Origin of the sequence: Lentzea sp. NPDC006480 (assembly GCF_040611995.1) — a bacterium.
Lineage (GTDB): Bacteria > Actinomycetota > Actinomycetes > Mycobacteriales > Pseudonocardiaceae > Lentzea.
On record NZ_JBEXPJ010000137.1, the window covers coordinates 1 to 24570 of the forward strand.

23 protein-coding genes, 1 pseudogene and 2 riboswitches are annotated in these 24570 nt (G+C 68.2%); of the genes and pseudogenes, 11 read left to right on the forward strand and 13 right to left on the reverse strand.

Going from position 1 to position 24570, the window contains the following annotated elements; all coding sequences use genetic code 11:
- Positions 1-1415: pseudogene (locus tag ABZX92_RS35375) on the reverse strand (type IV secretion protein Rhs); the annotation flags it as partial.
- 29 nt (positions 1416-1444) lie between these two features.
- Positions 1445-4687 (reverse strand): LamG domain-containing protein, encoded by a 3243-nt coding sequence (locus ABZX92_RS35380; RefSeq protein ID WP_355569333.1) that lies wholly within the window; start codon positions 4685-4687, stop codon positions 1445-1447.
- Between the two features lie 262 nt (positions 4688-4949).
- Between ABZX92_RS35380 and ABZX92_RS35385 the strand changes: the two genes are divergently transcribed.
- Positions 4950-7109 carry an AAA family ATPase gene (locus ABZX92_RS35385; protein WP_355569336.1) on the forward strand — a complete coding sequence of 720 codons (2160 nt, stop codon included), beginning with the start codon at positions 4950-4952 and terminating at the stop codon, positions 7107-7109.
- A gap of 38 nt (positions 7110-7147) precedes the next feature.
- On the opposite strand, the gene ABZX92_RS35390 is transcribed toward ABZX92_RS35385, so the two are convergent.
- Both ABZX92_RS35390 and ABZX92_RS35395 read right to left on the reverse strand, forming a co-directional pair.
- Positions 7148-7738: a LytR C-terminal domain-containing protein gene (locus ABZX92_RS35390; protein WP_355569339.1), complete on the reverse strand. Its 591-nt coding sequence runs from the start codon at positions 7736-7738 to the stop codon at positions 7148-7150.
- Complete coding sequence (locus ABZX92_RS35395; protein WP_045311520.1) at positions 7738-8016, reverse strand: DUF3263 domain-containing protein; 279 nt, start codon at positions 8014-8016, stop codon at positions 7738-7740. The genes ABZX92_RS35390 and ABZX92_RS35395 overlap by 1 nt, the downstream gene beginning before the upstream one ends.
- A 108-nt stretch (positions 8017-8124) precedes the next feature.
- Between ABZX92_RS35395 and ABZX92_RS35400 the strand changes: the two genes are divergently transcribed.
- A complete protein-coding gene (locus ABZX92_RS35400) occupies positions 8125-8706 on the forward strand; it encodes a peptide deformylase (protein WP_355569342.1) in 582 nt (193 codons plus the stop codon).
- Between the two features lie 3 nt (positions 8707-8709).
- Here the strand turns inward: ABZX92_RS35400 and ABZX92_RS35405 are convergent, their stop codons facing one another.
- Positions 8710-9645 carry an aldo/keto reductase gene (locus ABZX92_RS35405; protein ID WP_355569345.1) on the reverse strand — a complete coding sequence of 312 codons (936 nt, stop codon included), beginning with the start codon at positions 9643-9645 and terminating at the stop codon, positions 8710-8712.
- A 92-nt stretch (positions 9646-9737) separates the two neighbouring features.
- Between ABZX92_RS35405 and ABZX92_RS35410 the strand changes: the two genes are divergently transcribed.
- The 4 genes from ABZX92_RS35410 to thiD all read left to right on the forward strand — a co-directional run bounded on the left by ABZX92_RS35410 (position 9738) and on the right by thiD (position 13633).
- A complete protein-coding gene (locus ABZX92_RS35410) occupies positions 9738-10340 on the forward strand; it encodes a LysE family translocator (RefSeq protein ID WP_355569348.1) in 603 nt (200 codons plus the stop codon).
- A 301-nt stretch (positions 10341-10641) separates the two neighbouring features.
- Positions 10642-10878 (forward strand): hypothetical protein, encoded by a 237-nt coding sequence (locus tag ABZX92_RS35415; protein WP_355569351.1) that lies wholly within the window; start codon positions 10642-10644, stop codon positions 10876-10878.
- A 173-nt stretch (positions 10879-11051) separates the two neighbouring features.
- A riboswitch (TPP riboswitch) is annotated at positions 11052-11174 on the forward strand.
- Positions 11166-12821 carry a phosphomethylpyrimidine synthase ThiC gene (thiC, locus tag ABZX92_RS35420; protein WP_355569353.1) on the forward strand — a complete coding sequence of 552 codons (1656 nt, stop codon included), beginning with the start codon at positions 11166-11168 and terminating at the stop codon, positions 12819-12821. It overlaps the preceding riboswitch by 9 nt.
- Positions 12818-13633, forward strand: a complete 816-nt coding sequence (gene thiD, locus ABZX92_RS35425; RefSeq protein ID WP_355569356.1) for a bifunctional hydroxymethylpyrimidine kinase/phosphomethylpyrimidine kinase — start codon at positions 12818-12820, stop codon at positions 13631-13633. Before thiC ends, thiD begins: the two co-directional genes overlap by 4 nt.
- Before the next feature lie 43 nt (positions 13634-13676).
- Here thiD and ABZX92_RS35430 read toward each other — a convergent pair whose 3' ends face one another.
- The 4 genes from ABZX92_RS35430 to ABZX92_RS35445 form a co-directional block, all read right to left on the reverse strand.
- Positions 13677-14120 carry a MarR family transcriptional regulator gene (locus ABZX92_RS35430; RefSeq protein ID WP_231114466.1) on the reverse strand — a complete coding sequence of 148 codons (444 nt, stop codon included), beginning with the start codon at positions 14118-14120 and terminating at the stop codon, positions 13677-13679.
- Between the two features lie 75 nt (positions 14121-14195).
- Positions 14196-14951, reverse strand: a complete 756-nt coding sequence (locus ABZX92_RS35435) for a thiazole synthase (protein ID WP_355569359.1) — start codon at positions 14949-14951, stop codon at positions 14196-14198.
- A gap of 1 nt (position 14952) precedes the next feature.
- Positions 14953-15153 (reverse strand): sulfur carrier protein ThiS, encoded by a 201-nt coding sequence (thiS, locus tag ABZX92_RS35440; RefSeq protein WP_355569362.1) that lies wholly within the window; start codon positions 15151-15153, stop codon positions 14953-14955.
- The gene (locus tag ABZX92_RS35445) at positions 15150-16097 is read right to left on the reverse strand and encodes an FAD-dependent oxidoreductase (RefSeq protein WP_355569388.1); all 948 of its coding nucleotides are present in this window, start codon (positions 16095-16097) and stop codon (positions 15150-15152) included. The genes thiS and ABZX92_RS35445 overlap by 4 nt, the downstream gene beginning before the upstream one ends.
- A 3-nt stretch (positions 16098-16100) precedes the next feature.
- Positions 16101-16212, reverse strand: a riboswitch (TPP riboswitch).
- Positions 16213-16238: 26 nt separating this feature from the next.
- On the opposite strand from ABZX92_RS35445, the gene thiE reads away from it, so the two are divergent.
- The gene (thiE, locus tag ABZX92_RS35450) at positions 16239-16880 is read left to right on the forward strand and encodes a thiamine phosphate synthase (protein WP_355569364.1); all 642 of its coding nucleotides are present in this window, start codon (positions 16239-16241) and stop codon (positions 16878-16880) included.
- 31 nt (positions 16881-16911) lie between these two features.
- Complete coding sequence (locus ABZX92_RS35455; RefSeq protein WP_355569367.1) at positions 16912-17673, forward strand: class III extradiol ring-cleavage dioxygenase; 762 nt, start codon at positions 16912-16914, stop codon at positions 17671-17673.
- Position 17674: 1 nt separating this feature from the next.
- Here ABZX92_RS35455 and ABZX92_RS35460 read toward each other — a convergent pair whose 3' ends face one another.
- Entirely contained in the window at positions 17675-18625 is a 951-nt protein-coding gene (locus ABZX92_RS35460; protein ID WP_355569370.1) for a S1 family peptidase, read from the reverse strand.
- Positions 18626-19186: 561 nt separating this feature from the next.
- Entirely contained in the window at positions 19187-19690 is a 504-nt protein-coding gene (locus ABZX92_RS35465) for a hypothetical protein (RefSeq protein ID WP_355569373.1), read from the reverse strand.
- A gap of 63 nt (positions 19691-19753) precedes the next feature.
- Between ABZX92_RS35465 and ABZX92_RS35470 the strand changes: the two genes are divergently transcribed.
- Complete coding sequence (locus tag ABZX92_RS35470) at positions 19754-20683, forward strand: threonine/serine dehydratase (RefSeq protein WP_355569376.1); 930 nt, start codon at positions 19754-19756, stop codon at positions 20681-20683.
- Positions 20680-21585: a threonine/serine dehydratase gene (locus ABZX92_RS35475; RefSeq protein WP_355569379.1), complete on the forward strand. Its 906-nt coding sequence runs from the start codon at positions 20680-20682 to the stop codon at positions 21583-21585. Before ABZX92_RS35470 ends, ABZX92_RS35475 begins: the two co-directional genes overlap by 4 nt.
- On the opposite strand, the gene ABZX92_RS35480 is transcribed toward ABZX92_RS35475, so the two are convergent.
- Positions 21559-23019: an MFS transporter gene (locus ABZX92_RS35480; RefSeq protein WP_355569382.1), complete on the reverse strand. Its 1461-nt coding sequence runs from the start codon at positions 23017-23019 to the stop codon at positions 21559-21561. The genes ABZX92_RS35475 and ABZX92_RS35480 overlap by 27 nt on opposite strands.
- Positions 23016-23771, reverse strand: a complete 756-nt coding sequence (locus ABZX92_RS35485; RefSeq protein WP_030470948.1) for a GntR family transcriptional regulator — start codon at positions 23769-23771, stop codon at positions 23016-23018. The genes ABZX92_RS35480 and ABZX92_RS35485 overlap by 4 nt, the downstream gene beginning before the upstream one ends.
- A 223-nt stretch (positions 23772-23994) precedes the next feature.
- Between ABZX92_RS35485 and ABZX92_RS35490 the strand changes: the two genes are divergently transcribed.
- Positions 23995-24570, forward strand: a 576-nt coding sequence (locus tag ABZX92_RS35490) for an extracellular solute-binding protein (RefSeq protein ID WP_355569385.1), incomplete at its 3' end; no start/stop codon positions are given.

Genomic DNA, 24570 nt, shown 5'->3' on the forward strand with positions numbered 1-24570 from the left:
GAGTCGGTGCGTTCGGAGCCCCCTGAAAGCACGTGCACCGCCCCGCCGGCCGGGGCCAGCGAGCCGTAGCGGTTCTTCTCGACCTGGTAGTAGAACCGGGTGACGTTGCCCTTCGGGTCCACCACGTAGTCGACGTTCCACCGCCAGGCCTGGCGGCACGACAGCTCCTTGAACGGCTTGCCCTGTGCCCAGCACGGCTCGCCGGGGTGGTTGCCGAACACCGGTGTCGTCAACGTCGACTCGGCCTCACGCGAGCCCAGGAAGTACTGGGTGCCGTTCGGCGTCGTGACCTTCCAGTACTCGCCGTTGTCGTCGCCGCCCGCCACCGGCGTGCGGTTGAGGCGCTCGATCTTGGAACCGTCGTCGTTCTTGGCGCGCCACTGGTTCGTGCCGGGGATGTTCACCAGTTCCGAGGAGATGCCGGCGAGCTGGATGGTGGCGTTGTCCGTCACCCAGCACAGGTCAGCGGTCTTCTGCTGGCCGATCGCGGCGTTGAGGTCCTCACCGCAGCTCTTGTAGCGGCGCTCGATGAACCCGCCCGCGCTGAGGTCCCAGCCGTCACCGACCGACGAAGCCTGGTTGTTCGTCGCGCTGGTGCGCCCGTCGACGCCACCGGACGAGTAGCCCAGTGCCACCTGCGGCGCGTTCCCGCCCACCGAACCCGGCAGCTTGATCGGGTAGCTGTAGGTGAAGTCACCACTCGAACTGCCCGCGGTCCAACTGCCAGCCGGAGACAAAGTGGTCGCCTGGAACGAACCGCCGGCACCACCCGCTGCGGGCTCGGCCGCCAGCACCATCGGGCCAGAGGTGGCAACGACGTCCTTCGCGGTCAGCTTCTTCGCCTTGACGTCGTTGCTCGACGCCAGCGGCGTCCGAGTCCGGCACTCCGGCTTGTCCGGTGTGGACAGAGCGCACTCCGGCAGCTGCACCAACCGCAGCCGCGAGCCGTAGTCGCCACCGTAGGCCTTGTCGAAGCCTGCGTAGTCGAGCTGAACCGACGTCTTGCCGGGTGACTTGCCCGACTTGTCGGACACCTTCAGCACGACACCGGCCACGCCGACTTTCGCGGACGTGTCCTGACTGAACGTCTCGACCCGCACCGGGGTCACGTCCGTCCTGCTGACCTTGATCGGGGAGATGCCCGCCTGCCGGAAGTCACCGGAGGCGGTGACGTCCGACTTGCTCGGCACCGGCCAGGCGGCCTTCGCGACCGGCTGGTTGGTCGCCGTGATCTGGTTGACCGGCCGCAGCTTCGCGAGCTCGCCGGGAACGCTCTTCTCGGTCTGGGTATCTGGTTTGCGCACGTCTCTGCCCGTGGCCTGGGCGAGCGCCGGCGTCGCGGTGACGACGCCGGCGATCATGACCCAGCCCAGCGACACGGCTAGAGCGCGCGACCACCTGGTGTGGACACGCATGATCTTCCTTTGCGGGAGTAGGCGAGAGGTCAGCTGCGGACGGCTTGTGCCAGGATCTCCTCGTCCGAGAGCGCACCGGCGTAGACGCGGACGTCGTCGATGCCGCCCTTCCAGAAAGAACCCGGAGCAGTCGCCGGTGTCAGCCGACCGAACTCCACAGTGGACTGAGTCTGCGGCGATCCGCCCGTGAACGGAGCACGGGTGATGTACACACCGTTGAGGTAGAGCCGCATCTCGGAGTTCGTCGTGTCGTGCACCGCCGTCAGGTACACCCACTCCTCCAGTTCGGCCCGGTAGGCGGTCGCCACAGTGGTGCCGCCCATCACGAACTCCCACTTCTTCGACGCACCGCCGTAGCGGAGGTCGAGCTGCGAGGCTCCGCCCTGAACGAGGCTCACGATCGTCCTGGGCTTGTCCTCGTGTGCACTCAGATCCAGTCGCGCGAACGCGGAGACTGTGTATGTCCGGTCCGTGCGGATGCCGGGTGACGGGGTCGAGGCGTAGGCCTCGAGGTCCTGCGGCTTGCCCTCCGCGTCGGGACCGTTGAGGAGCAGGGAGGTGTGGTCGCCGTCCTTCTCCCAGCCGATCTTGCCGGTGAGGGTCGCGGTCCTGCCGGTCACCTCGTCCTTGGTCGTGGTACCGGTACCCTCACCGATCTTGTAGTAGGCGCGGATACCGGCCTGCTTCGCCAGCATCTTGATCTCCGCCTCGTTCAGCGTGCGGTTGTAGACCCTCAGCTCGTCGATCGTGCCGGCGAAACCACTGGCGTCCTGGCCGTTCCAGCGGTGCCGCCCCACCAGCAGCTGCGAGGCCTGCCAGGCTTCCAGCCCACTGGTCTCGCCCTGCTTGATGCCGTCGACGTGCAGCGCGAGGGTCTTGGTCGTGGCTTCGTACGTGCCGGTCAGGTGGGTCCAGACACCGATCTGCGCTTCGTTGCGCGAGTACACCACCTTGAGGTCGTTCTTGTTGCCCGTGGCGGTCATGCCGAACGTCCAGCGCTTGTTCTCCTGGTTGTAGTACAGGCTGGAGCTGAGCACCGACGAATCCACAGTGGACAACACAGCGCGACCGAAATCACCGTTGTCCAGCTTCGCCCACGCCGACACCGTGAAGTTCTTCGACGTGTCCACCACCGCCGCAGCTGTGAGGTAGTCCTGCGCGCCGCTCAAACCGGCACCCTTGCCCGCGTAACCCATCGCGGCCAGGTTCGGACTGCCGACCGGCGTCAACGCGTTGCCGCCATTGCTGTCGGTCAGCGTGCCGTCCAGCTTCCAGTACACCGCGGGATGTCCACCGGCCAGCACGAGGAACTCGTACCGCCGCAGATCGGAGAGGTTGCCCGCCCGGTCCACCGTCTTGACGAACAACGTCTGCGTACCCGCCGACCGCGGCGTCCACCGAATCGTCGCCTTCCCATCCACCCCGGCCGGCATCTCCTTGTTCAAGGAGTCACCGCCGTCCTCGGTGAACGAGTAGAGGAACTTCACGACGTCATCGCTCGCCGACTTCACCGAATCCAGCTCGAACGTGCCCGTCACACCAACACCACCACCCGGCACCGACGCCGGATACTCGACCGACGACGCCACCGGCACAACCGGCTTCACCGTGTCGACAACGAACTCGCAGTTGCCTTTCCACCCGGAGGTCAGCTCCCCGTCGTCCGAGCTGATCGACCAGTTGTAGATGCCGTCTTGGTTGATCACGCCTGGAGCGACCTGCGTCTCGGCGTAGGAACCGGACGGCGTGTCCCGGACGAAGTAGGCCGCGATGGAGGAACTGTTGCCCACCGGCCCCTTGTGCAACGCGAACTGCGAGTTGAGCACACCACCATCCGGGTCCGAGACGACACCACGCATGCGTGGTGTCGTGGTCGGCACGTACACCCTATTCGCGGGACCGCCCTCGCCACAGGGCAGCAGGCCGCGTTCCAGACTCAGGTCCTGAGCCTTGGACGGGTAGGAGTTGTATTCGACCGTCAGCACCGGGTTGAGGTCGAACCGGCGCCACGCCCTGTCGTTCTTGTTTGCCTCGTTGTCGCTCGCGAGCACGAAAGTCCAGTTCGAGACCCTGTTCTCGGCCGTGGTCCGCATCGCCCCGAGCACGTCGAACTCGGTCGCACCATCAGTTGGGCAGAAGTCGGCGTTGTTCTTCTTGTTGGTCGTCGACTGCTTGCCAAACCGCGGTGGCTCGGCGTTGAACCTGGTGTCGGGGCCGATCATCCCGGTGCTCCACAGGCCGGTCGGTTCGACCAGGTCGCAGTTCGCGGAGTGAATGACCCTCGCCGCGAGCTTCGCGGAGTGAATCCACTTGCCGGCCATCGGCACGGTGTTCATCTCGACGTAGGAGTGCGAAAAACCGGTGCTGCTGTGCCAGCCGGCCTTGAGGTCGCTCAGCGCGCCGTCGGTGCGGTCGTAGTTGCGAGCTTCCGGAAAGCTCTGCTGGGTCACCGCGTGGTGGTTCTTGTACCCGGCCCAGCCGTAGCTCGGGTCGATCGACACCGGGAACTTCGTCTCCGGCGAAGCCAGGAACGCCTGGTCCGGCAACACCGAGATGGTGCTGTCGGTGACCTCCACGCCCGTCCTGGCCGGACGACCAGTCGCATCCCACATCTGCGACGCATCACCGGTGAACCGCACGGTCCCCTTGTCGTCCTTCACTTCCAGCAACCCATCGTGCTGACTCAGCTTGCCGCCCTTGACAAGCGAGCCATAAGTGACCTTGCGCAACTTCTCCGACTTCGCCGCCTCCGGCGTCTTCACCACCAGTAGCTGACTGAACCCGATCGCCGTCACCTCGACCGTGAGGTCGACACCAGGCCACACGTCGAAATACGTCGTCCTGGCACTCTCGATCTTCGGCTCCGGCAACGCTTCCGGCCAGGACAGACCGACCTCGACACCATCCTTCGCCACCGAAGCGAGCGGCTTGCCCATGCCCTTGCCCGCGATCTGGACGTCCACCACAGCCGCATCCGGACGGATCAACCCGTCCGAGTGCTTGCGCAGCTTCGTGTCAACGGGAACCCACTTGTCCCCACGCTTCGTTCTCTCCGGTTTCAGCGTCTGAGTGAAAGTCATCTTGCCGTTCGGGTTCGCCGTGGTCTCCGACGCTTCCGTCGTCAGACCGGACACCTTCACCGGCTTGTCGAACTTCCGCGCCGCCGCCGTGGCAGACGCCTCGTCCGGCAATTCAGCCGGTGCGGGCGCAGCATTTGCGACAGGTGTGATGAAACCGGCCGAAATGGCCAGCACGAGTGTGAATTCGCGCATGCCAAAGGCATGCGCCCGTCTGTGGCGCATTGAAGGCTTCCCCCCAAATTGGTGACGTCACGCCGCTGCGCAACGGCCGGACCTCCCCGTCCGGATACAGGACAACCTGCCGTTGGTCCGTTCCGCCCGGAAGACTCCGTTCGGGCGAACAGGCGTCCCAGACGGCCTGGTGTGACCAAAGTGTGGCCACTCAGCTCAGCGCCGCGCCCCTGAGACGCCGTTGACGGCACCCGAGACCTGCACAGGAACTAGAGTCGGCGGCGTGATCACGCTGACGGCTCGCCTGTCCCCGTCCGCACTGGACACCCGGCGCGGCGTAGTCCGCCTCCACCCGGAGGTGCTCGACGCCTTGGGCCTGCGCGCCTGGGACGCCGTGAAGCTCACCGGTGCCCGCGTGAGCGCCGCACTCGCCGCCGCGGGCGACCACCCGCCGGGCATCGTCCTGGTCGACGACGTCACGCTCACCAACCTCGGCATCGTCGAGGGTTCCGAGATCGTCGTGGCCCCGGTCGAGGTGGTCGGCGCCCGCTCGATCACCGTCGCGGGTTCCCGCCTCGCCACCACAGCGCTGACGCCCGAGCACGTGCGGATGGCGTTGACCGGCAAGGTTTTGACCGTCGGCGACAGCGTTTCGCTGCTGCCCCAGGACCTCGCGCCGCCGCCCGGCGCCAACGTGTCCGAGACGCGCCGCAGGCTGTCCAACGCCATCGGCATGACGTGGACCAACGAGCTGATCACCATCACCTCCACCGATCCGGCGGGTCCGGTGGCCGTGCAGCCCTCCAGCGTCGTGGGGTGGCGTTCGGCCCAGGCTCCGGCGGCCGAGGTGACTCCTGTTGTGGTGCAGGAGAAGCACGAGGCCCTGCCGTTGACGGACCTGGTGGGCCAGAAGGACCAGGCCCGCCGGCTGACCGAGTGGCTGGAGCTGATGTTCCGCCAGCCAGAGCTCCTCACGAAGCTCGGCGCCTCGGCGCGGCTCGCGGCGATGATCAGCGGCCCGGAAGGTGTCGGCAAAGCGACTCTGGTCCGTGCGGTGGCGCGGTCGGTGGACGCCTCGATCGTCGAGCTGGCCGCCCCGAGCATCTCCGTGCTGGAGCCGGGCGCGATGGCCAAGCAGTTGGGCGACGCGATCGCCGGTGTGCCCGAGCGGCCGACGGTCCTGCTGTTGACGGACATCGACGCACTGCTGCCGTCGACTCCGCCTCCTGTCGCGACGGTGGTGCTCGACCTCCTGCGCACGGCCATCTCCCGGCCTAACCTGGCGCTGGTCGTCACGTCCGCTCGCGCGGAGTCGGTCGACGCCCGGCTGCGGGCGCCTGATCTGGTGGACCGCGAGCTGACGCTGCCGTTGCCCGACGGTGCCATCCGCACGGAGCTGTTGCGGGTGCTGCTGCGCGACGTTCCGCTGGAGTCCGATGTGGACTTGGGAGCAGTGGCTGAACGCACGCCCGGGTTCGTGGCGGCCGACCTGTGCGCGCTGCGCAGGGAGGCGGCGGTGCGGGCGGCGCTGCGGCAGCGCGAGGCCGCGGAACCCCGTGTGGGACAAGAGGATCTGCTGGCCGCGTTGAACACCGTGCGGCCGATCTCGATGTCCGCTTCGGACACCATCCAGACCGGCGGGCTGACGCTGGACGACGTCGGCGACATGGTCGAGGTCAAGCAGGCGCTCACCGAGGCCGCGCTGTGGCCGTTGCGCTACCCGGACTCCTTCGCCCGCCTGGGCGTGGACCCGCCGCGCGGCGTGCTGCTGTACGGCCCGCCGGGATGCGGCAAGACCTTCCTGGTACGCGCGCTGGCAGGCACTGGCCAGCTGAACGTCCTGACCGTCAAGGGCGCCGAGCTGATGGACAAGTTCGTCGGCGAGTCCGAACGGGCGGTCCGCGAACTGTTCCGCCGAGCCGCCGACGCCGCCCCGGCCCTGATCTTCCTCGACGAGGTGGACGCCCTCGCCCCGCGCCGAGGCCAGTCCTCCGACGCAGGCGTGGCCGACCGCGTGGTTGCCGCACTGCTCACCGAACTGGACGGCGTGGAACCGTTGCGGGACGTCGTCGTGATCGCGGCGACCAACCGCCCGGAGCTGATCGACCCCGCACTGCTGCGGCCTGGCCGGTTGGAGCGCCTGGTCAACGTGCCGCCGCCGGACGCCGACGCGCGCACGGAGATCCTCAAGGCCTCGTCCCGCAACACGCCGCTGGCGAGCGACGTCGATCTGGCCGCGTTGGCCGCCGAGCTGGACATGTACTCGGCGGCGGACTGCGCGGCTCTCGTACGTGAAGCGGCGCTGACGGCGATGCGCGAGTCGTTGGAGGCGGCCGAGGTGACGCAGGCGCACCTGGCCAAGGCGAGGCAGGTCGTGCGGCCGTCGCTCGACCCGGCGCAGCTGGCATCGCTGGCCGCCTACGCGGCGAACCGCTCGTCGTGAACGGACCCGGCGGTGACGACCTCACCGCCGGGAACAGCTCACTTGCTCTTGGACGCGCCCTGGAAGTCGTTGGTGACGATCAGGATGATCCCGGGCGCGGACGACTGGATCCCGTCGAACCGCGGCTCGACCCGAGCCCGCAGCACCGCGGCCAGCTCCTTCGCGGAAGCCTCTTCATCAGTCCCCGGCCGGAAGTACACGGTCGTGGTGGGAATCGTGCCCTGCGAGTAGTTGCCGGTGCCCTCGACGGTCCACCCGTTGGCCCGGACCTCATCGGCCGCCCGAACCGCCAACCCGGTGATCGTCGAGTTGTTGTAGACCCGGACCGGCGCCTTCGCGGTTCCTCCTGGCTGGGTGACGGGAGGCGGAGGCGTCGTAGTAGTGGTCGCCGCAGGCGGAGTCGTGGTCGTCGCAGCCGGTGCCGAAGGCATGGAAGCAGGCGCGGAAGGTGACTCGGACGTCGTCTGCGGTGGCGGAGTTGTCGTCGTGCCGCCGGCCGTCGGCGGCTCGTCGCCTCCGCCGAAGAGGCTGACGACGCCGATGATCAAAGCCACCGCGGCCACCCCCAGCAGGGCGAAGCCGGCGGCCTTGGCCGGGCGGGACGGGCTAGCGGACTCGGGGGAGGTCATCAGTCCTCGGTGCTCCTGGCGCGTGCGCGAACCCTCTGACGGCCTGTCCGCACGCCGCGCAACCGCTTGACCAGCATCGGATCGGCCGCGAACGCGGCTTCCTTCTCAACCAACGCGTTGAGCAGCTGGTAGTAGCGAGTCGCCGACATGTCGAACAGTTCCCTGATGGCCTGTTCCTTGGATCCCGAGTACTTCCACCACTGCTTCTCGAACGCGAGCATCGTGCGTTCGCGGCTGGTCAGCCCGTCAGCGGAGGTAAGCGCCTCGGCGTGATCCATCTGGCTCCCCACGGTCGCCACACCATCTCAGGTGCGGGCAATTCAATCACGTGATCGTTCCAACCTACCGCGCGACACCGACAGTTTTGGACCGCATAAAGTCTGACCATGGCCGTGCATCGCATCCGCATCGCTGGTGACCCCGTGCTTCACAACCCGACACGTGAGGTCACCGAGTTCGACACCGAGCTCAAGACGCTCGTCGACGACATGTTCGAGACGATGGCAGCTGCTCGCGGAGTCGGGCTCGCGGCCAACCAGATCGGTGTCGACCTGCGGGTTTTCGTGTACGACTGCCCGGACGACGAGGGCGTGCAGCACCGCGGCGTGATCTGCAACCCCGTGCTGGAGACCGACGGGATCCCGGAGACCATGCCGGACCCGGACGACGACTTCGAGGGCTGCCTGTCCGTCCCCGGTGAGGCGTACCCGACCGGACGCGCCCGATGGGCGAAGGTGACCGGGCAGGACGTCGACGGGCAGCCGTTCGAGGTCGAGGGCACCGGCTTCTTCGCGCGTTGCCTGCAGCACGAGACCGACCACCTCAACGGCTTCCTCTACCTCGACCGCCTCGTCGGCCGGTACAAGAAGGAGTCGAAGCGGATGCTGCGCGACAACGAGTGGGGTGTGCCGGGCCTGTCCTGGGACCCGGCCGACCCCGCGAACTTCGACGACGAAGACGACGACTGACGACTAGGGCCGCAGCACCGTCTCCACCTGCGCCAGCTCGTCCGCCGTCAGCGCCCCGAGAGCAAGCGCACCCGCGTTCTCCTCGACCTGAGCCACCGTCCGCACGCCCGGAATCGGGATCAGGCGGGGAGAACGCGCCCAGAACCACGCCAGCGCACCCTGCACCAGCGTCCGCCCGCCCGAGGTCAGGACGTCGCGCACGGCCTCCCGCGCCGCGAAGTACTCCGGCGAGGGCTTCCCGTCGACGAAGAACCGCAGCCAGGACGGGTTCGTGACGCGCACGTCGTCGGCGGGCAGCACGTCGAACGTCTCCCGCGCCAGCAACCCCATCGCGAGCGGACGGCGGCACAGCACCGCGTACTCCCCCGCGTACATCTCGGGGTTGTCGAACAGCAGGTTGATGTCGGCCTGCGCCGCGATCCCGTGCTCCCCCTCGCAGAAGAACCGCGCGCGCTCGACGTCGTCGGTGCTCCAGCCGTACGCGCGGATCTTGCCTGCGGCGACCAACGCCTCGCACTCGTCCCGCAGCAACGCCGCCTGCTCCAGCGGCAGGTCGCCGATGTGCAGCTGGTAGAGGTCGACGTAGTCGGTGCCCAGTCGCCGCAACGACCCCTCGACGGCGCGGCGCAGGTACTCGACAGACCCCTCGTTCCCGGTCATCCGCCTCGCCCCGGCGTCGAACCCGCAACCCCACTTCGTCGCGATCGACACCTGGTCACGCATGCCCGCAAACGCTTGCCCGACCAGCGTTTCCGCGTGCCCGCACCCGTACACGTCCGCGGTGTCGAACAGCGTCACGCCCAGCTCCACCGCCCGGCGCAGCGCCTTGACCGACTGCCCGTCGTCCGCCGGACCCCAGCCGACCGGCGCCCCGTCCGGACCCGAGAACGGTCCACCCATGGCCCACGTGCCGAAACCCAACTTCCCCAGATCCGTCATGAGGACCACCGAACATCCTGGAGCGCGCTCCAGGTCAAGAACCAGCCGCTTCTACTCGAAAAAGAATTGCCGCCATCAGCGACCATCTAGGCATGCCAATCGAAAACATCGTCGCCTTCGTAGCGGCCTCGTTCCTCATCGCACTGTCGCCCGGACCTGGCACGGCCATGGTCCTGCGACAGTCGGTGCACGGGCGAAAAGCCGCGCTGGCGACGGTGTTCGGCATGGAGGTCGGTGTCGCCTGCTGGGCGATCGCGGCCGCGCTGGGCCTGTCCGTCCTGCTCACGGCGTCCGAGATCGCCTACCACGCGCTGCGGATCATCGGCGCGGTCTTCCTGATCTACCTGGGCGTCAAGGCCCTGATCACCAAGAGCCTGCCGAACGCGGAACCGCCGCCCGCCAGCCACGCGTTCCGCAGCGGGCTGGTCGTGAACCTGGCCAACCCGAAGCTCGGCGTGTTCGCGATCTCGTTCCTACCGCAGTTCGTGCCTGCCGGGGAGGCCGGCCAGGGGGTTCTGCTCTTCCTCGCCATCGGCTGGGTGCTGATCGACACCGTCTGGTACCTGATCATCGTGTCGATCCTGCACACCATCCGCGGCTGGCTGAGCCGCCCGCGGGTCCGTCCGGCTCTCGAGAAGCTGTCGGGCGGCGTGCTGCTGGCGCTCGGAGTCCGGCTGGTACTCGACCCGCGTTGAGATCGGGCTGCCCCGGCGCCAGAAGAGCTCGGGCAACCCGGCCAGCTCACCGAGGGTGTAGCAGGCCGCCATGGAGGCGTAGCCACCAGCGAGCACGTGCGCGCGGATTCGGTCCAGCCGGCCGAACTCGATCACCTCACCGGCGATGAGGAACGGCAGCACCAGCTGCCAGGCCTGCACCACCGCGGGCCGGCGCCGGTGAGGTGCGCGCAGGGCTGCCCTGGCGACTCGTAAAAGGTGCTCGTTCGCGCTCATCGTGTACGGATGCGCCGAGTGGTCCCAGTTCCACCGGCGCTCCTCCGTGACGGCGCACCGCACGCACTCGACCGGCCCGGTGCCCAGTTCCGCACCGCAACGGGAGCACGCGAGCAACGTCATGGCCCAGTCGACGCACGTCCACGGGTACTGGCCGACGTCGGAGGAGACCACCAACTCGGCCAGTTCCCTGTCCGCCAGCTGGGACGATGTTCGCAACGCCTCCCAGTCCGCGAGCCAGAACTGGTCGAGCAGCTCGGCGCAGAAACCGCAGTCGGGATAGCCGCGACCAGCGAGTTCTCCGCAGGAAGGGCATGCGGAGACCACGGCGGGACGTTGACCGCGACGCGCGCCGGGCGGGAACGGCTGATGATCCGCCACGAGAGAGAAGATTAGGGGCAAACGACGCCCTTGGCAGCTACGGCGCGCGCTGACTATGGTCGGGTCTCGACAACTCAACAAGAACGCGGGAGCTCGCGCCTGAGCGGGCTGAGAGGGTGACTGGCTGCTACGCCGGTGTCACCGACCGCCTGAACCTGACCGGGTAATGCCGGCGTAGGGAGGAATGTCGTGACGGCACTTGACGACCGTTCGGTCAAGCCCAGTGTTACCACCGGCCCGATCTCGGGCTCCCGCAAGGTGTACCGCGAAGTCGCTTCTGACATCCGGGTGCCTTTCCGCAGGGTGGAACTGACCAACGGCGAACATGTCGATCTCTACGACACTTCCGGTCCGTATACCGACGACAACGCGACCATCGACGTCCACAGTGGACTGCCCGACCTGAGGTCCGGGTGGGTCGCGGCACGGGAACCGATCAACGGAGCTGTCAGCCAGCTCGCGTACGCGAAGGCCGGGATCATCACCCCGGAGATGAAGTACATCGCGGTGCGCGAGAACCTCGACGCGGAGTTCGTGCGCAACGAGGTGGCCATCGGGCGTGCGGTCATTCCGTTGAACCGCAAGCACCCCGAGGCCGAGCCGATGATCATCGGCAAGAAGTTCCTGGTGAAGATCAACGCCAACATCGGCAACTCCGCGGTGTCGTCGTCGATCGAGGACGAGGTCGAGAAGATGGTGTGGGCGTCCCGCTGGGGTGCCGACACGATCATGGACCTGTCCACCGGCAAGCGGATTCACGAGACGCGCGAGTGGATCCTGCGCAACTCGCCGGTGCCGATCGGCACCGTGCCGATCTACCAGGCGCTGGAGAAGGTCAACGGCGATCCGGCCGCGCTGTCGTGGGAGGTCTACCGCGACACCGTGATCGAGCAGTGCGAGCAGGGCGTCGACTACATGACCGTGCACGCGGGCGTGCTGCTGCGGTACGTGCCGCTGACGGCCAAGCGCGTCACGGGCATCGTCTCGCGCGGCGGGTCGATCATGGCCGCGTGGTGCCTCGCGCACCACAAGGAGAGCTTCCTCTACACGCACTTCGAGGAGCTCTGCGACATCCTGCGCACCTACGACGTGACGTTCTCGCTGGGCGACGGCTTGCGGCCGGGTTCCATCGCGGACGCCAACGACGAGGCGCAGTTCGCGGAACTCCGCACACTGGGCGAGCTCACGCACATCGCGCGGGCCAAAGACGTCCAGGTGATGATCGAGGGCCCCGGCCACGTGCCGATGCACAAGATCGCCGAGAACGTGCGGCTGGAAGAGGAGTGGTGCGGCGAGGCGCCGTTCTACACCCTCGGCCCGCTGGCCACGGACATCGCGCCGGCGTACGACCACATCACGTCCGCGATCGGCGCGGCGCAGATCGGCTGGCTGGGCACCGCGATGCTCTGCTACGTCACGCCGAAGGAGCACCTCGGCCTGCCGAACCGGGACGACGTGAAGACCGGCGTGATCACGTACAAGATCGCGGCGCACTCCGCGGACCTCGCCAAGGGCCACCCCGGCGTCCAGGACTGGGACGACGCGTTGTCCAAGGCGCGCTTCGAGTTCCGCTGGGAGGACCAGTTCAACCTGTCGCTCGACCCGGACACCGCGCGCTCGTTCCACGACGAGACGCTCCCCGCGGAACCGGCGAAGACGGCGCACTTCTGCTCGATGTGCGGGCCGAAGTTCTGCTCCATGAAGATCACCCAGGACGTGCGGCGCTACGCCGAGGAACGCGGACTGTCCACAGTGGAGGCGATCGAGGCGGGCATGGCGGAGAAGTCCGACGAGTTCGCCGACACCGGCAACAAGGTCTACCTGCCAGTGGTGGAAACGACGTGACAGCAACACCTCCGCGGGTCCTCACCATCGCCGGAAGCGATTCCGGCGGTGGTGCGGGGATCCAGGCCGACCTCCGCACGCTCTTCGCGTGCGGAGTGCACGGCTGCGTCGCGCTGACCGCCGTGACGGTCCAGAACTCGTTGGGCGTCACGGGAGTCGCCGAGATCCCGGCGGACGTCGTCGCCGCGCAGATCATCTCGGTCGCCGAGGACATCGGGGTGCAGGCCGCGAAGACCGGCATGCTGGCGTCGGCGGCGATCATCGAGGCGATCACGCCGGCGCTGGACCGCGTCGGCATCGGTTCTGGCAGGACGCCGTTCGTCGTCGACCCGGTGTCGGCGTCGATGCACGGCGACCAGCTGCTGGCCGACTCGGCGCTGGACGCGTTGCGGGGCCTGCTCTTCCCGCGCGCCACGCTGGTGACGCCGAACCTCGACGAGGTGCGGCTGATCACGGGGATTGCGGTCAAGGACCGAGCCGACCAACGGGTTGCCGCGGAGGCGTTGCACGCCATGGGCCCGGAGTGGGTGCTCGTGAAGGGCGGCCACATGTGGGACGACCCGGAGTGCCTCGACCTGCTCTACGACGGCCGGGAGTTCATCGAGCTGCCCGGACCGCGTTACGACGTCAAACACACGCACGGCAGCGGTGACACTCTCGCGTCGTCGATCAGCTCGGCACTCGCGAAGGGTGCGACCGTGCCGGAAGCGGTGCGGTTCGGCAAGGACTTCATCGTGCGCTCGGTCGCGGCGGCTTACCCGTTGGGTGCCGGCGTCGGACCGGTGTCGCCGCTCTGGAGGCTCGACAAGTAGGCCGGCCGCTTCGCCGAACTCTCCGGCGAAGCGGCGCCAGGCCTCACTTCGGCTCTTCGCCGACCAGTGTCTCCAGCGCGTCCAACGCGTTCACCAGAGCGGAAACATGTTCGGGTGTCAGCTGCTCGATCCGCCGCTGCAGCTCGCGCACCCGCGCGGACCGCACTCCGGAGACCATCGTCTCGCCCTCGGGCGTGGGGGTCGCGAGCCACGCGCGGCCGTCCTGCGGGTCCGGTTCGCGCTTCACGTACCCGGCCTCGACCAGGGCGGCGACGATGCGGGACAACGTCGGGGGTGCCACGCCTTCCTTCGTCGCCAGGTCGCCGAGGCGCATGGGGCCGCAGCGGGCGAGGGTGGCCAGCGCGGAGACCGCGCCGGGGCCGAGTCCCGGGGAACCGGTGCGTCGCAGCAACCGGGCCAGCCGGCCGATCGCCAGGTACAGGCGCGCGGTCGCGTCCTCGACCTCGGCGTCAATGGGGGCCGTCACGGCTTGTCGTCCTCCTCGGCGGGATTAAGTAGTTCTCAATCATCCCCCAACACGTGAGTACCCACGGTAGCGACCTCAGAGTCCTGGCGAAGACGCTTGGGCCCAAAAGCGCTGCGGAATTCGGCCCGCCAAGCGCGCGAGCCGTCCGCCCTCGACCGCACAACGCATGGCGGCGCCCATGCGTTCCGGGTCCTGGGCGCGGGTGACCGCGGTCGCCAGAAGCACCGCTGAGCAGCCGAGTTCCATCGCCAGGGCCGCGTCGGACGCCGTGCCGATGCCCGCGTCGAGCACCACCGGAACGGTGGCTCGCGAGGTGATCAGCTCGATGTTGTGCGGGTTGCGGATGCCGAGTCCCGTTCCGATGGGCGAACCAAGAGGCATCACCGTGGCGCAACCGATGTCCTGGAGTTTCAACGCCAGCACCGGATCGTCGTTGGTGTACGGCAGTACCACAAAGCCGTCCCGCACCAACCGTTCCGCCGCGTCCAGCAGCTCGACCGGGTCCGGCAGCAGGGTTTGCTCGTCGTAAACCACTTCGAGCTTCACCCAGTTTGTTTCCAACGCCTCGCGGGCGAGCTGGGCGGTCAGCACGGCCTCGGCGGACGTGCGGCAGCCCGCCGTGTTCGGCAGGACCTCGATTCCAAGGCGCCGCAACAACTCCAGCACACCGGTCTGGCCGGCCGCGTCGACCCGGCGCATGGCCACGGTCGTCAGCTCGGTACCGGACGCGACCAGAGCCCGTTCCAGCACCGAGAGGTTCGCGGCACCGCCGGTGCCGGTGATGAGCCTGGACCGGAACTCCCGGCCCGCGATGATCAGCGGATCGTCCACGTCAGCCTCCCTGGACCGCGGTCAGCACCTCGACCACGCCGCCGTCCGGCACGATCGTCTTGTCCCACAACGCCCTCGGCACCACCGCGCCGTCCAGTGCCACCGCGACACCGGACGCGGGCGCCCCCACCAGCGACACCAGCGCGGCGACGGACGTGCCGTCGTCCAGGTCGCGAGAAGTGCCGTTGACCTGTGCTTTCACCAGCTTCCTCCCTTGAGCAGCCCGACGACCTGCGCAGCGGTGTGCGGGGCGAGCAGAAGTCCGTTGCGGTGGTGACCGGTCGCGGCGATCACACCGGGTTCGAGCCAGCGCACGATCGGCACGTTGTCGGGACTGCCCGCGCGGAACCCGACAGCGGCCTCGGTCAACGCGTACTCCGCGATACCCGGCAGCACGGTTTCCGCGTCTCGCAACAGGTCCCGCACGCCCGCGACGGACACGTCGGTGTCGAACCCCACCTCGTGCTGGGTAGCTCCGACGACGAGACCGTCGTTGCGCGGAACCAGGTACACCGGCCGACCGGAAACCAAGGCGCGGATCGTGTGACGCGGCGGCGGCAATGCTCCCGAACGCCGGGAAAGCCGCAGAATCTCGCCCTTGACCGGCCGGATCACGTCCCGCAGCAGAGGATGCAACGCACCGCTCCACGCCCCGGCCGCGATCACCTCGACCCGTCCATCCACATCGGACCGCACGCCCAGCTCGACACATGCCTTCCACAGTGCGGAAAGCAGCACGCGGTTGTCGACGGCGAGGTCGCCCGCCGCGTACACGCCACCGCGAACCGCTGGCCCCAGAGAAGGTTCGAGAGCACGGATCTCGCGCGAGGTCAGCAACTCCCCCGCGTGCCGCAGATCGGCGAGGTCACCGGGTTGCGTGCCGACCGCGAGAGTCCCCGCCGTGAACAGCTCGACACCCAGCGAAGCCGCGAACTCAGGCCACATCGCCAAGGCCTCAACACCCTGCGCCACCACGGCTTCCTCGCCCGGCCACGCCTCCGTCAACGGCGCGAGCATTCCGCCCGCGACCCGTGATCCGGCGTGCGGCGAACCCAGATCGGAAAGAGAGACCGAGTACCCGTCCCGCAGCAACGCCAAAGCCACGGACAGGCCGATGACACCGCCACCCCGGACGGCCACTTCCACACTGCTCAAGGCATTCACGCTCCCTGCGCCGGCATGACCCGGATCAGGTTCGACGGTCGGAGCGAACCACGCTCCCTCTCAGCCCGGTGATCTCCAGGCTCCCGTGCGGACCGACACCAACATAACGGTTACCGTGCGAGCGTGCCAGGACTCGACGGAAACCTGATCAGGCAACGACTCGCCGACGCGACGCTCTACCTCTGCACGCCGAACCGGCCTGATCTGGCCGAGTTCGCCGATGCGGCACTCGCCGGCGGGGTCGACATCATCCAGCTGCGGGACAAGTCGCTGGAGGCGAAGCAGGAGATCCAAGCCCTCGAGACGCTCGCGGAAGCGTGCGTCGCGCACGGGAAGCTGCTCGCCGTGAACGACCGCGCGGACATCGCGTACGCGGTCAAGGCGGACGTGCTGCACCTCGGCCAGGACGACCTGCCCGTCTCGTGCGCGCGCCACATCGTGGGCGAGGAGGTGGTGATCGGCCGCTCTACGCACGACGTGGAGCAGATGCGGGCCGCGGCGACACAGCACGGCGCGGACTACTTCTGCACCGGCCCGTGCTGGCCGACGCCGACCAAGCCGGGGCGCCCGGCACCCGGCCTGGATCTCGTCAGAGCGACCCAGGGCATGCGCAAGCCGTGGTTCGCGATCGGCGGCATCGACCTCGCGAACCTCCACGAGGTGAAAGCCGCCGGAGCCACCCGAGTGGTCGTCGTCCGGGCCATCACCGATGCCGAGGATCCGCGGAAGGCAGCCGAGTCGTTCAAAGTTGAACTTAGTAGTTGAAATTTGAACAACTAGGCGTACGCTCAATGCCGTGAGCGCACCTGTGCTGTATCTGAGCCACGGGGCACCCCCGCTGGCTGATGACGAGACGTGGACCAAAGAGCTCAAGGACTGGTCCGCGACCCTCCCGCGCCCGGAGGCCGTGCTCATGGTCTCCGCGCACTGGGAGGAGGCGCCGACCACCATCGGCGCGACCACGACCGTGCCGCTGGTCTACGACTTCTGGGGCTTCCCGCAGCACTACTACGACGTCACCTACGAGGCGCCGGGTGCTCCCGAACTAGCCGACGACGTCCGCAAGCTCCTCGGCGGGCACGTCCAGCAGGACGAGCAGCGCGGCCTCGACCACGGCGCATACGTGCCGCTCAAGGAGATGTTCCCGGACGCGGACGTGCCGGTGCTGCAGATGTCGCTGCCCACGCTCGACCCGCGCGAGCTGCACGAGGTCGGCCGGAAGCTGGCGCCGTTGCGGGACAAGAACGTCCTGATCGTCGGCAGCGGGTTCATGACGCACAACCTGAGCTGCGTGCACTTCAGCCAGGGCCCGGACTACGAGCCGCCGTCGTGGTCGAAGGAGTTCGACGACTGGGCGCACCAGCAGCTGGCCGACGGCGACGTGGACGCACTCCTGGACTTCCAGCAGAAGGCTCCCGCGGCGGGCATCGCGCACCCGCGGACCGAGCACTTCGCACCGCTGTTCGTGGCACTCGGCGCGGCGGGCGACGAGAAAGCCCGTACCAGCGTTGAAGGCTTCTGGTACGGGCTCTCGAAACGGTCTGTTCAGTTCAGTTAGATCATCCGGTCACGAGGCGCAGGCCGAAGCGCGACAGGATCGGGTTGACCGGCTGGAAGTACGTGGTGCCGCCGGACGAGCAGTTGCCGGAACCGCCGGACGTCACGCCCTGGGCCTGGCCGAAGGCAGTGCCCGCCACCCACGAACCGCCGGAGTCACCGGGCTCCGCGCACACGTTGGTGCGGGTGAGGCCGCGGACGCTGCCCTGCGAGTAGTTCACGGTCTGGTTCTTGGCCTGGACGGTGCCGCAGTGCCAGCCGGTGGTCGAACCCGAACGGCAGATCTGCGCGCCGACCGCCGCCTCGGTGGAGCCCTTCACGGTCACGTTCGTGCCGTTGTAGTGGTTGACCCACGGCCGCGGCGTCCAGCTCGCGTTGGTGCGGACCCAGGAGTAGTCGTTGCCGGGGAAGACCGAGCCGGCGAACGTGCCGGCCGCGACGCGGTTGTAGCCGGAGACGGCCGTGCCCGTGGTGCCGCAGTGGCCCGCGGTCACGAAGCCGCCCTGGACGGAGAAGCCGAGCGAGCAGCGGCCGCCGCCCATGTAGATGGCGTCACCACCGCGCAGGTCGTACAGCGGGGTCGGGTTCTCGGTCACCTCGGCGACCTGAACCGCGCCGCTGATGCCCTTGGCCGTGGAGATCCACTGGTCCGCGGCCGCGTCCCGGGTGTTCTTGTTGACCTCGACCACGACGGCGTTGGACTTCTCGTCCACGCGCCAGCTGGTGATGCTCGCGGGAGCGGTCATGAGGTCGAGCACCGACTTGGTGCCGTTGAGCTGAGCGAGCGAGTTCTGGACGACCTTGGTGTCCGCGCCGCTCACGGAGAGTCCCGACTTGGTCACCGCCACGGTCAGTCTGCCGCTCGCCTGGTCGATCCAGGATCCGCCGAACGCGTCGCCCAGGGAGGCCTTCGCCCGCTCAGCGACATCGCTCGCTTTCTGGTCAGAAGCCAACCGGACGCGTGCCTGGTCAGCGTTCAGGCCCAAATCACGTTGGACCGCTTGGAGCAATTCGGCCGGGTAGCTCTCCGTGTCGGAACCGGTTGGGGCGACTGGTGCGGCAGGGGCGCCAAACGCCGGTACGCTGAGAGCAGTCACGACTCCGGTGGCGAGCAACACGGCACCGGTTATACGGGCCGCACGCGTGCGGTTCATCAGACGTCTCCCTCACTTTCGGGTGCAGGGGAACCCGAGAGATCGGTTGCAGGGACCTCTCTCGGGGGCTCTAGGGGGACGGGTGGTGGGGCGGCGGCAGGGGTCGCCCCACCCCTCCAATCCCCAGCTCTCTCTCGTCTTCGACGAAGGCGCAGCGCTCAAGTGGTCTCGCCACGAGCCTCATTGCGCCCTCCTCCCGGTCTCTTTCGGACCGAATCTTTCGCCCGTTCGAGTGACGTTATGGGCCTGTTATCTATTACGCCCGACCTCGACCGTGGAGGAAGTGTGTCACAGCTCACGACAGATCAACTGCGCTGCGTAGCAATTGACAGTTAACTATCGCTCAAAGTAGTGACGTGATCACCGAATGGGGTCGACAGTTGACGTCGGCGCCGAGCTGTCGGTCGGCTGTCGGGTTCCTGTCGTCGTAGTCGGCGGTCCGGTCGGCGTCGTGCTTTCGGCGGGCGACTGACCGGACGTGGCCGAAGTGCTCGGCGGGACGGTCACGGTCTCCGTTTCCGTCTTCGTCGTCTCGGTGTGGGTCTCGGTGTGGACGGTGGAGCTCGTGCCGGGCGACTCGGGATCCGCGGACGTCGGTTTGCCGGTCACCAGCTGGATGCTCATGACGGCGAGGACGCCCACCACGAAGGCGAGCAGCCCACCGACCGCGATGACCTGCCAACGCTTTTCGCGTTCCATCGACCGTTGATAGAAATGGGCGCCCGCCGTGGTCACCACACTGGCGAGGATCGCGCCGATGATGGTGCCGACGACGTTGAGGCGAAGGCTCAGCACGGCCGCGGTGACGGCGGCGAGCACACTCGCGACGAGCTTGACGGGGGTGATTTTCTCCTTCTCAGACATGACACTTGTAGGACGTCGGGCACAGTTCACCGGTTGTGCCCCGGTGACGTGCATCATCAACGTATGCGCCTGGTGACTCTCGAAGACATCCACGCGGCCGCCGCCGCGATCGCCCCGCATGTCGTGCACACCCCGCTGCTGACGTTCGACCCGGGCCTTTTGATCAAGCCCGAATGCTTGCAGCCCATCGGAGCTTTCAAGCAACGCGGCGCGGTGAACGCCTTGTCCCGCATACCTTCCGAGGACCGTGCGCGTGGTGTCGTGGCGTATTCGAGTGGTAACCACGCGCAAGCAGTCGCCTACGCGGCCAAGCTCCTGGGCATGCCCGCGGCGATCGTCGTGCCGGACAACACACCTCAGCTGAAGATCGACGCGACGCGCTCGCACGGCGCCGAGGTGTTCGTCGTCGGCATCACCGAACGCGAGTCGCGGGCCGCCGAGCTGGTCGAGGAACGCGGCGCCACGCTGATCCCGCCGTTCGACCACCCGGACGTGATCGCCGGCCAGGGCACGATCGGCCTGGAGATCTGCGCGGACCTGCCCGACGTGGCCACGATCCTGGTGCCGGTGAGCGGAGGCGGCCTGATCTCCGGTGTCGCCACGGCCGTGAAGTCGTTGCGCCCCAACGTCCGCGTGATCGGTGTCGAGCCGGAACTGGCCGCTGATGCCGCCGCGTCGTTCGCCGCCGGCTCGCTGGTCCGGTGGGACGCGCACGACCGCGCCCGCACCATCGCCGACGGTCTGCGCGCCGAGCCGTCCGAGCTGACGTTCGCGCACATCCGCGAGTACGTCGACGACATCATCACCGTGACCGAGGACGAGATTCGGGGCGCGGTAAGGGAAATCGCCCGTCGCACCCGTGTCGTGTCCGAGACGAGCGGCGCTGTTCCCGTTGCGGCGTACCTGAACCGCTCGCTGCCCGCCGGTCCGACCGTCGCCGTCGTGTCCGGCGGCAACATCGAACCGAAGCTGTTCGCGGAACTGGTCGGATGATCTCGCTCGACGACATCCGCTCGGCGGCGGCGGTGATCGCGCCGCACGTGGTGCGCACGCCGCTGCTGCAGTTCGGTCCGGGCTGGCTCAAGCCGGAGAACTTGCAGCCGATCGGCGCGTTCAAGCTTCGTGGGGCGCTGAACGCGTTGGCACGCTTGGAGAACCGGGCGAACGGCGTGGTCGCGTACTCCAGCGGCAACCACGCCCAGGCCGTGGCGTTCGCGGCCCGGCTGCACGGCGTCCCGGCGGCGATCGTGATGCCTTCGAACACTCCCGCGGTCAAGATCGAGGCCACGAAGGCGCTGGGAGCCGAGGTCTTCATCGTCGGCATCACCGAACGCGTCGAACGTGCCGAGGCTCTCGTCGCCGAACGAGGTGCGGCGCTGATCCCGCCGTTCGACCACCCGGACGTGATCGCCGGCCAGGGCACGATCGGCCTGGAGATCCTGGAGGACCTGCCCGAGGTCGACGCCGTGGTCGTGCCGATGTCCGGCGGCGGGTTGATCTCCGGCGTCGCCACCGCGATCAAGGCTCTCAAGCCCGACGTCCGCGTGATCGGCGCGGAACCGGCCCTGGCCGCGGACATCGCCGACTCGCTCCGCCAGGGCGAGCTGATCCGCTGGGACCCCGTGGACCGCGCTCAGACGGCCGCTGACGCCCTGCGGGACGAGCCGTCGGCACTCACCTGGGAACACATCAGCAAGCTCGTGGACGACGTGATCACGGTGACGGAGGACGAGATCTTCGCGGCGATGGCCGGCCTGGTCCGCGGGGCACGGCTCATCACCGAACCCAGCGGTGCCGTCGCGGTCGCGGCCCAGACGAAGCTCGGAGGTGGCGTTGCCGTCGTCTCCGGCGGCAACGTCGACCCAGCGCTACTTGTTCGCGTGCTGCGGGCCTGACCGCATGTGGGTCGGCGGGCCCTCCACGCCGCAGTGCAGGCAGTCGCCGGGATGCGGCGCCTCGGGTTGGTCGGGTGCCGCGGCCAGCACGTCGTTGTTCACGCCGATCGCGAGCACACCGCCGATGATCGCCGCCACCGCGCACAGCACGAGCGCCATCTGCCACCCGGACGTCATGACCGCCGGGTTCGTGTAGTCGTCGCCCATCAGCCCGACCGCACCGGGCAGCACGGCCATCGCCAGCAGGCTGCCGGTGCGCGCCACGGCGTTGTTCACGCCCGACGCGACGCCCGCGTGGTGATCAGGCGCGGACGCGAGCACGGTCGCGGTGACCGGCGCGACCACGGCGGCCAGACCGAGACCGAAGACCACGATTCCGGGCAGCACGCCCGTCAGGTAGCTCGAGCCGGGTGCGGCGTTGCGCAGCAGGAGCATGCCCACGCCGATCACGATCGGCCCGAGGATGAGCTGCCAGCGCGGGCCGTAGCGCTGCGCGATCTTCCCCGACGTCGACGACAGCAAGAGCATGATGATCGTGAGCGGCACGCTGGCCAGTCCGGACGCCGTCGGCGAGTAGCCGAGCGACACCTGCAGCTGCAGCACCAGCAGCACCATCACGCCGCCGAGTGCCGCGTAGACCAGGAACGTCAGCAGGTTCGCCACGAGGAACGTGCGGTTGCGGAACAGCTCCGGCGGCACCAACGGGTCCGAAGACCGCACCTGGACCACGCCGAACGCGATCATCGCCGCCAGTCCGAGCCCCGCCACCAGGTAGGACTGCTCGACCAGACCGCCCGTCATCAGCGCCAGGCCGACCGCTCCGACCAGCGCCGACAGGTAGTTGGGGTGCCCGGCGGTCTCGTCCCGCGACTCCGGCACCGACCGCAGCGCGAGGAACACGCACAGCGCCGCCACCGGCAGGTTCACCAGGAACGCGAGCCGCCACGACCACGCCTGCACGAGCAGCCCGCCGACGAACGGCCCGATCGCGGTGGCCACACCGGACAGCCCTGACCAGGCACCGATCGCCCGGGATCGATCTTCCCGGTTGAACGACGACTGCAGGATCGCCAGAGCACCCGGCGTCAGCAACGCCGCTCCCACGCCCTGCAGCACGCGCGCGGCCACGAGCACCGGCACGTCCCACGCCACGCCGCACAACAGCGACGACACGCCGAACCAGATCACGCCGACCACGTAGACCCGGCGCCGGCCGAACCGGTCACCCAATGATCCCGCGACCAGGATCAACGAGGCCAGCGCGAGCATGTAGCCGTTCAGGATCCACTGCAGATCCGTGACCGACGCCTTGAACTCGGCGCCGATCCGCGGCAGCGCGACGTTGACGATCGTCCCGTCGAGCATCGCCATGCCCGAGCCGAGGATCGTCGTGGCCAGCACCGCACGGGCGCGCGGCGTGCCCCAGGCGATCAAGACGGTCGGTTCAGCGTGGCGACGAACTTGTACCGGTCACCGCGGTACACCGAGCGAACCCACTCGATCGGGTTGCCCTCGGTGTCGAACGAGTGCCGCGACAGCAGCAGCATCGGCAGGCCGATGTCGGCACCGAGCAGCTCCGCCTCCTCCGGCGAGGCCAGCGCGGTCTCGATCGTCTCCTCGGCGTGGCCCATCTCGACGCCGAACCGCTCGGACAGCACCTGGTACAGCGAGGCACCGGGCGCCAGGTAGCGCCGCAACCCGCGGAAGCGGCCGAGCGCCAGGTGCGTCGTCTCGATCGCCATCGGCTCGTTGTCCGCGAGACGCAGGCGGTGCAGACGCAGCACCTTGGCACCGGGACGCACGCCGAGCAGCCGCGCGAGCTCTGCCTCCGCGGGCATCTCGGAAGCCTCGATCAGCTTCGACGACGGCACACGACCCTGGGCGCGCATGTCCTCTGTGTACGAAGACAGCTGCAACCTCTGGGCGACCTTCGGTTCCGCCGCGAAGGTGCCCTTGCCCTGCACCCGGAGCAGTCGCCCTTCGACCGTCAGCTCGGCGAGCGCCTGGCGAACGGTCGTCCTGGAGACGTCGAACTCCGCGGCCAGCGACCGTTCCGTGGGGATCGGCGAACCAGGCGGCAGCGCTCGCAACAGGTCGAGCAGGTGCCGCTTGAGACCCCAGTACTTCGGCTCGCGCTGTGCACGCGTCCTGGCGTCCACGCCTGATGCAGGCGTCGTCTCCAGCATGGCCTCCTCCTCGCACTCCATGTAACGCACCACAAGGATGCCTTGTCCGTGTCGTTTCGTGCGTCCGAACCCCCGCCAATCGACACAAAAATGATCGGAGGACTCCGCAACGCTTTGGCAACGCGCTTGACAGGACCGGTGACGCAGCACACGCTGTTCCGCATTGGTCTACACCACTTGGGCGTTCCGGCCGAGGGGCCGGGCTTGCTGAAAGGGCGCGACTGTGAAGGGCTGGAGAGGACTCGCTGCTGGTGCCGCCGCACTGGCAGTGGCCGTGTCGGGATGTGGCACGAGCACGAACAGCGGTAGCGGCACGGAGACCAAAGAGATCACCGTGTGGCTCATGGACGGCTCCGCGCCGACGACCCTGACCGACGCTCTGAACAAGGAGTTCGAGAGCGCGAACGGCATCAAGGTCAAGTACGAGGTCCAGAAGTGGACCGGTATCCAGGAGAAGCTGACCACGGCGCTGGCCAGCAACACCCCGCCCGACGTCATCGAGCTCGGCAACACCCAGACGGCGAGCTTCGCGGACACCAACACGCTGGCGGACCTGACCGCGGACGCGGGCCAGTTCAACGGCGGCGAGTGGCTGGGCGGCCTGAAGGACTCGCTGACGCTGAACGGCAAGCAGTACGGCGTGCCGTTCTACGCCGCGAACCGCACCGTCATCTACCGCACCGACCTGCTGCAGGCCGCGGGCGTGGCGAAGCCGCCGACGTCGCGTGCCGAGTGGATCGACGCGATCACCAAGCTCAAGGCCGCGAACGCGTCCAACCCGGACTTCCAGGCGCTGTAC

What these genes read in the sequence shown, in the direction of transcription:
- ABZX92_RS35465 (WP_355569373.1), bottom strand. Translation starts at nt 19,690, where the DNA reads ATGTCTGAGAAGGAGAAAATCACCCCCGTCAAGCTCGTCGCGAGTGTG.
- ABZX92_RS35380 (WP_355569333.1), bottom strand. Translation starts at nt 4,687, where the DNA reads ATGCGCGAATTCACACTCGTGCTGGCCATTTCGGCCGGTTTCATCACA.
- ABZX92_RS35410 (WP_355569348.1), top strand. Translation starts at nt 9,738, where the DNA reads ATGCCAATCGAAAACATCGTCGCCTTCGTAGCGGCCTCGTTCCTCATC.
- ABZX92_RS35485 (WP_030470948.1), bottom strand. Translation starts at nt 23,771, where the DNA reads ATGCTGGAGACGACGCCTGCATCAGGCGTGGACGCCAGGACGCGTGCA.
- ABZX92_RS35400 (WP_355569342.1), top strand. Translation starts at nt 8,125, where the DNA reads ATGGCCGTGCATCGCATCCGCATCGCTGGTGACCCCGTGCTTCACAAC.
- ABZX92_RS35475 (WP_355569379.1), top strand. Translation starts at nt 20,680, where the DNA reads ATGATCTCGCTCGACGACATCCGCTCGGCGGCGGCGGTGATCGCGCCG.
- ABZX92_RS35395 (WP_045311520.1), bottom strand. Translation starts at nt 8,016, where the DNA reads ATGGATCACGCCGAGGCGCTTACCTCCGCTGACGGGCTGACCAGCCGC.
- ABZX92_RS35390 (WP_355569339.1), bottom strand. Translation starts at nt 7,738, where the DNA reads ATGACCTCCCCCGAGTCCGCTAGCCCGTCCCGCCCGGCCAAGGCCGCC.
- ABZX92_RS35405 (WP_355569345.1), bottom strand. Translation starts at nt 9,645, where the DNA reads ATGACGGATCTGGGGAAGTTGGGTTTCGGCACGTGGGCCATGGGTGGA.
- ABZX92_RS35470 (WP_355569376.1), top strand. Translation starts at nt 19,754, where the DNA reads ATGCGCCTGGTGACTCTCGAAGACATCCACGCGGCCGCCGCCGCGATC.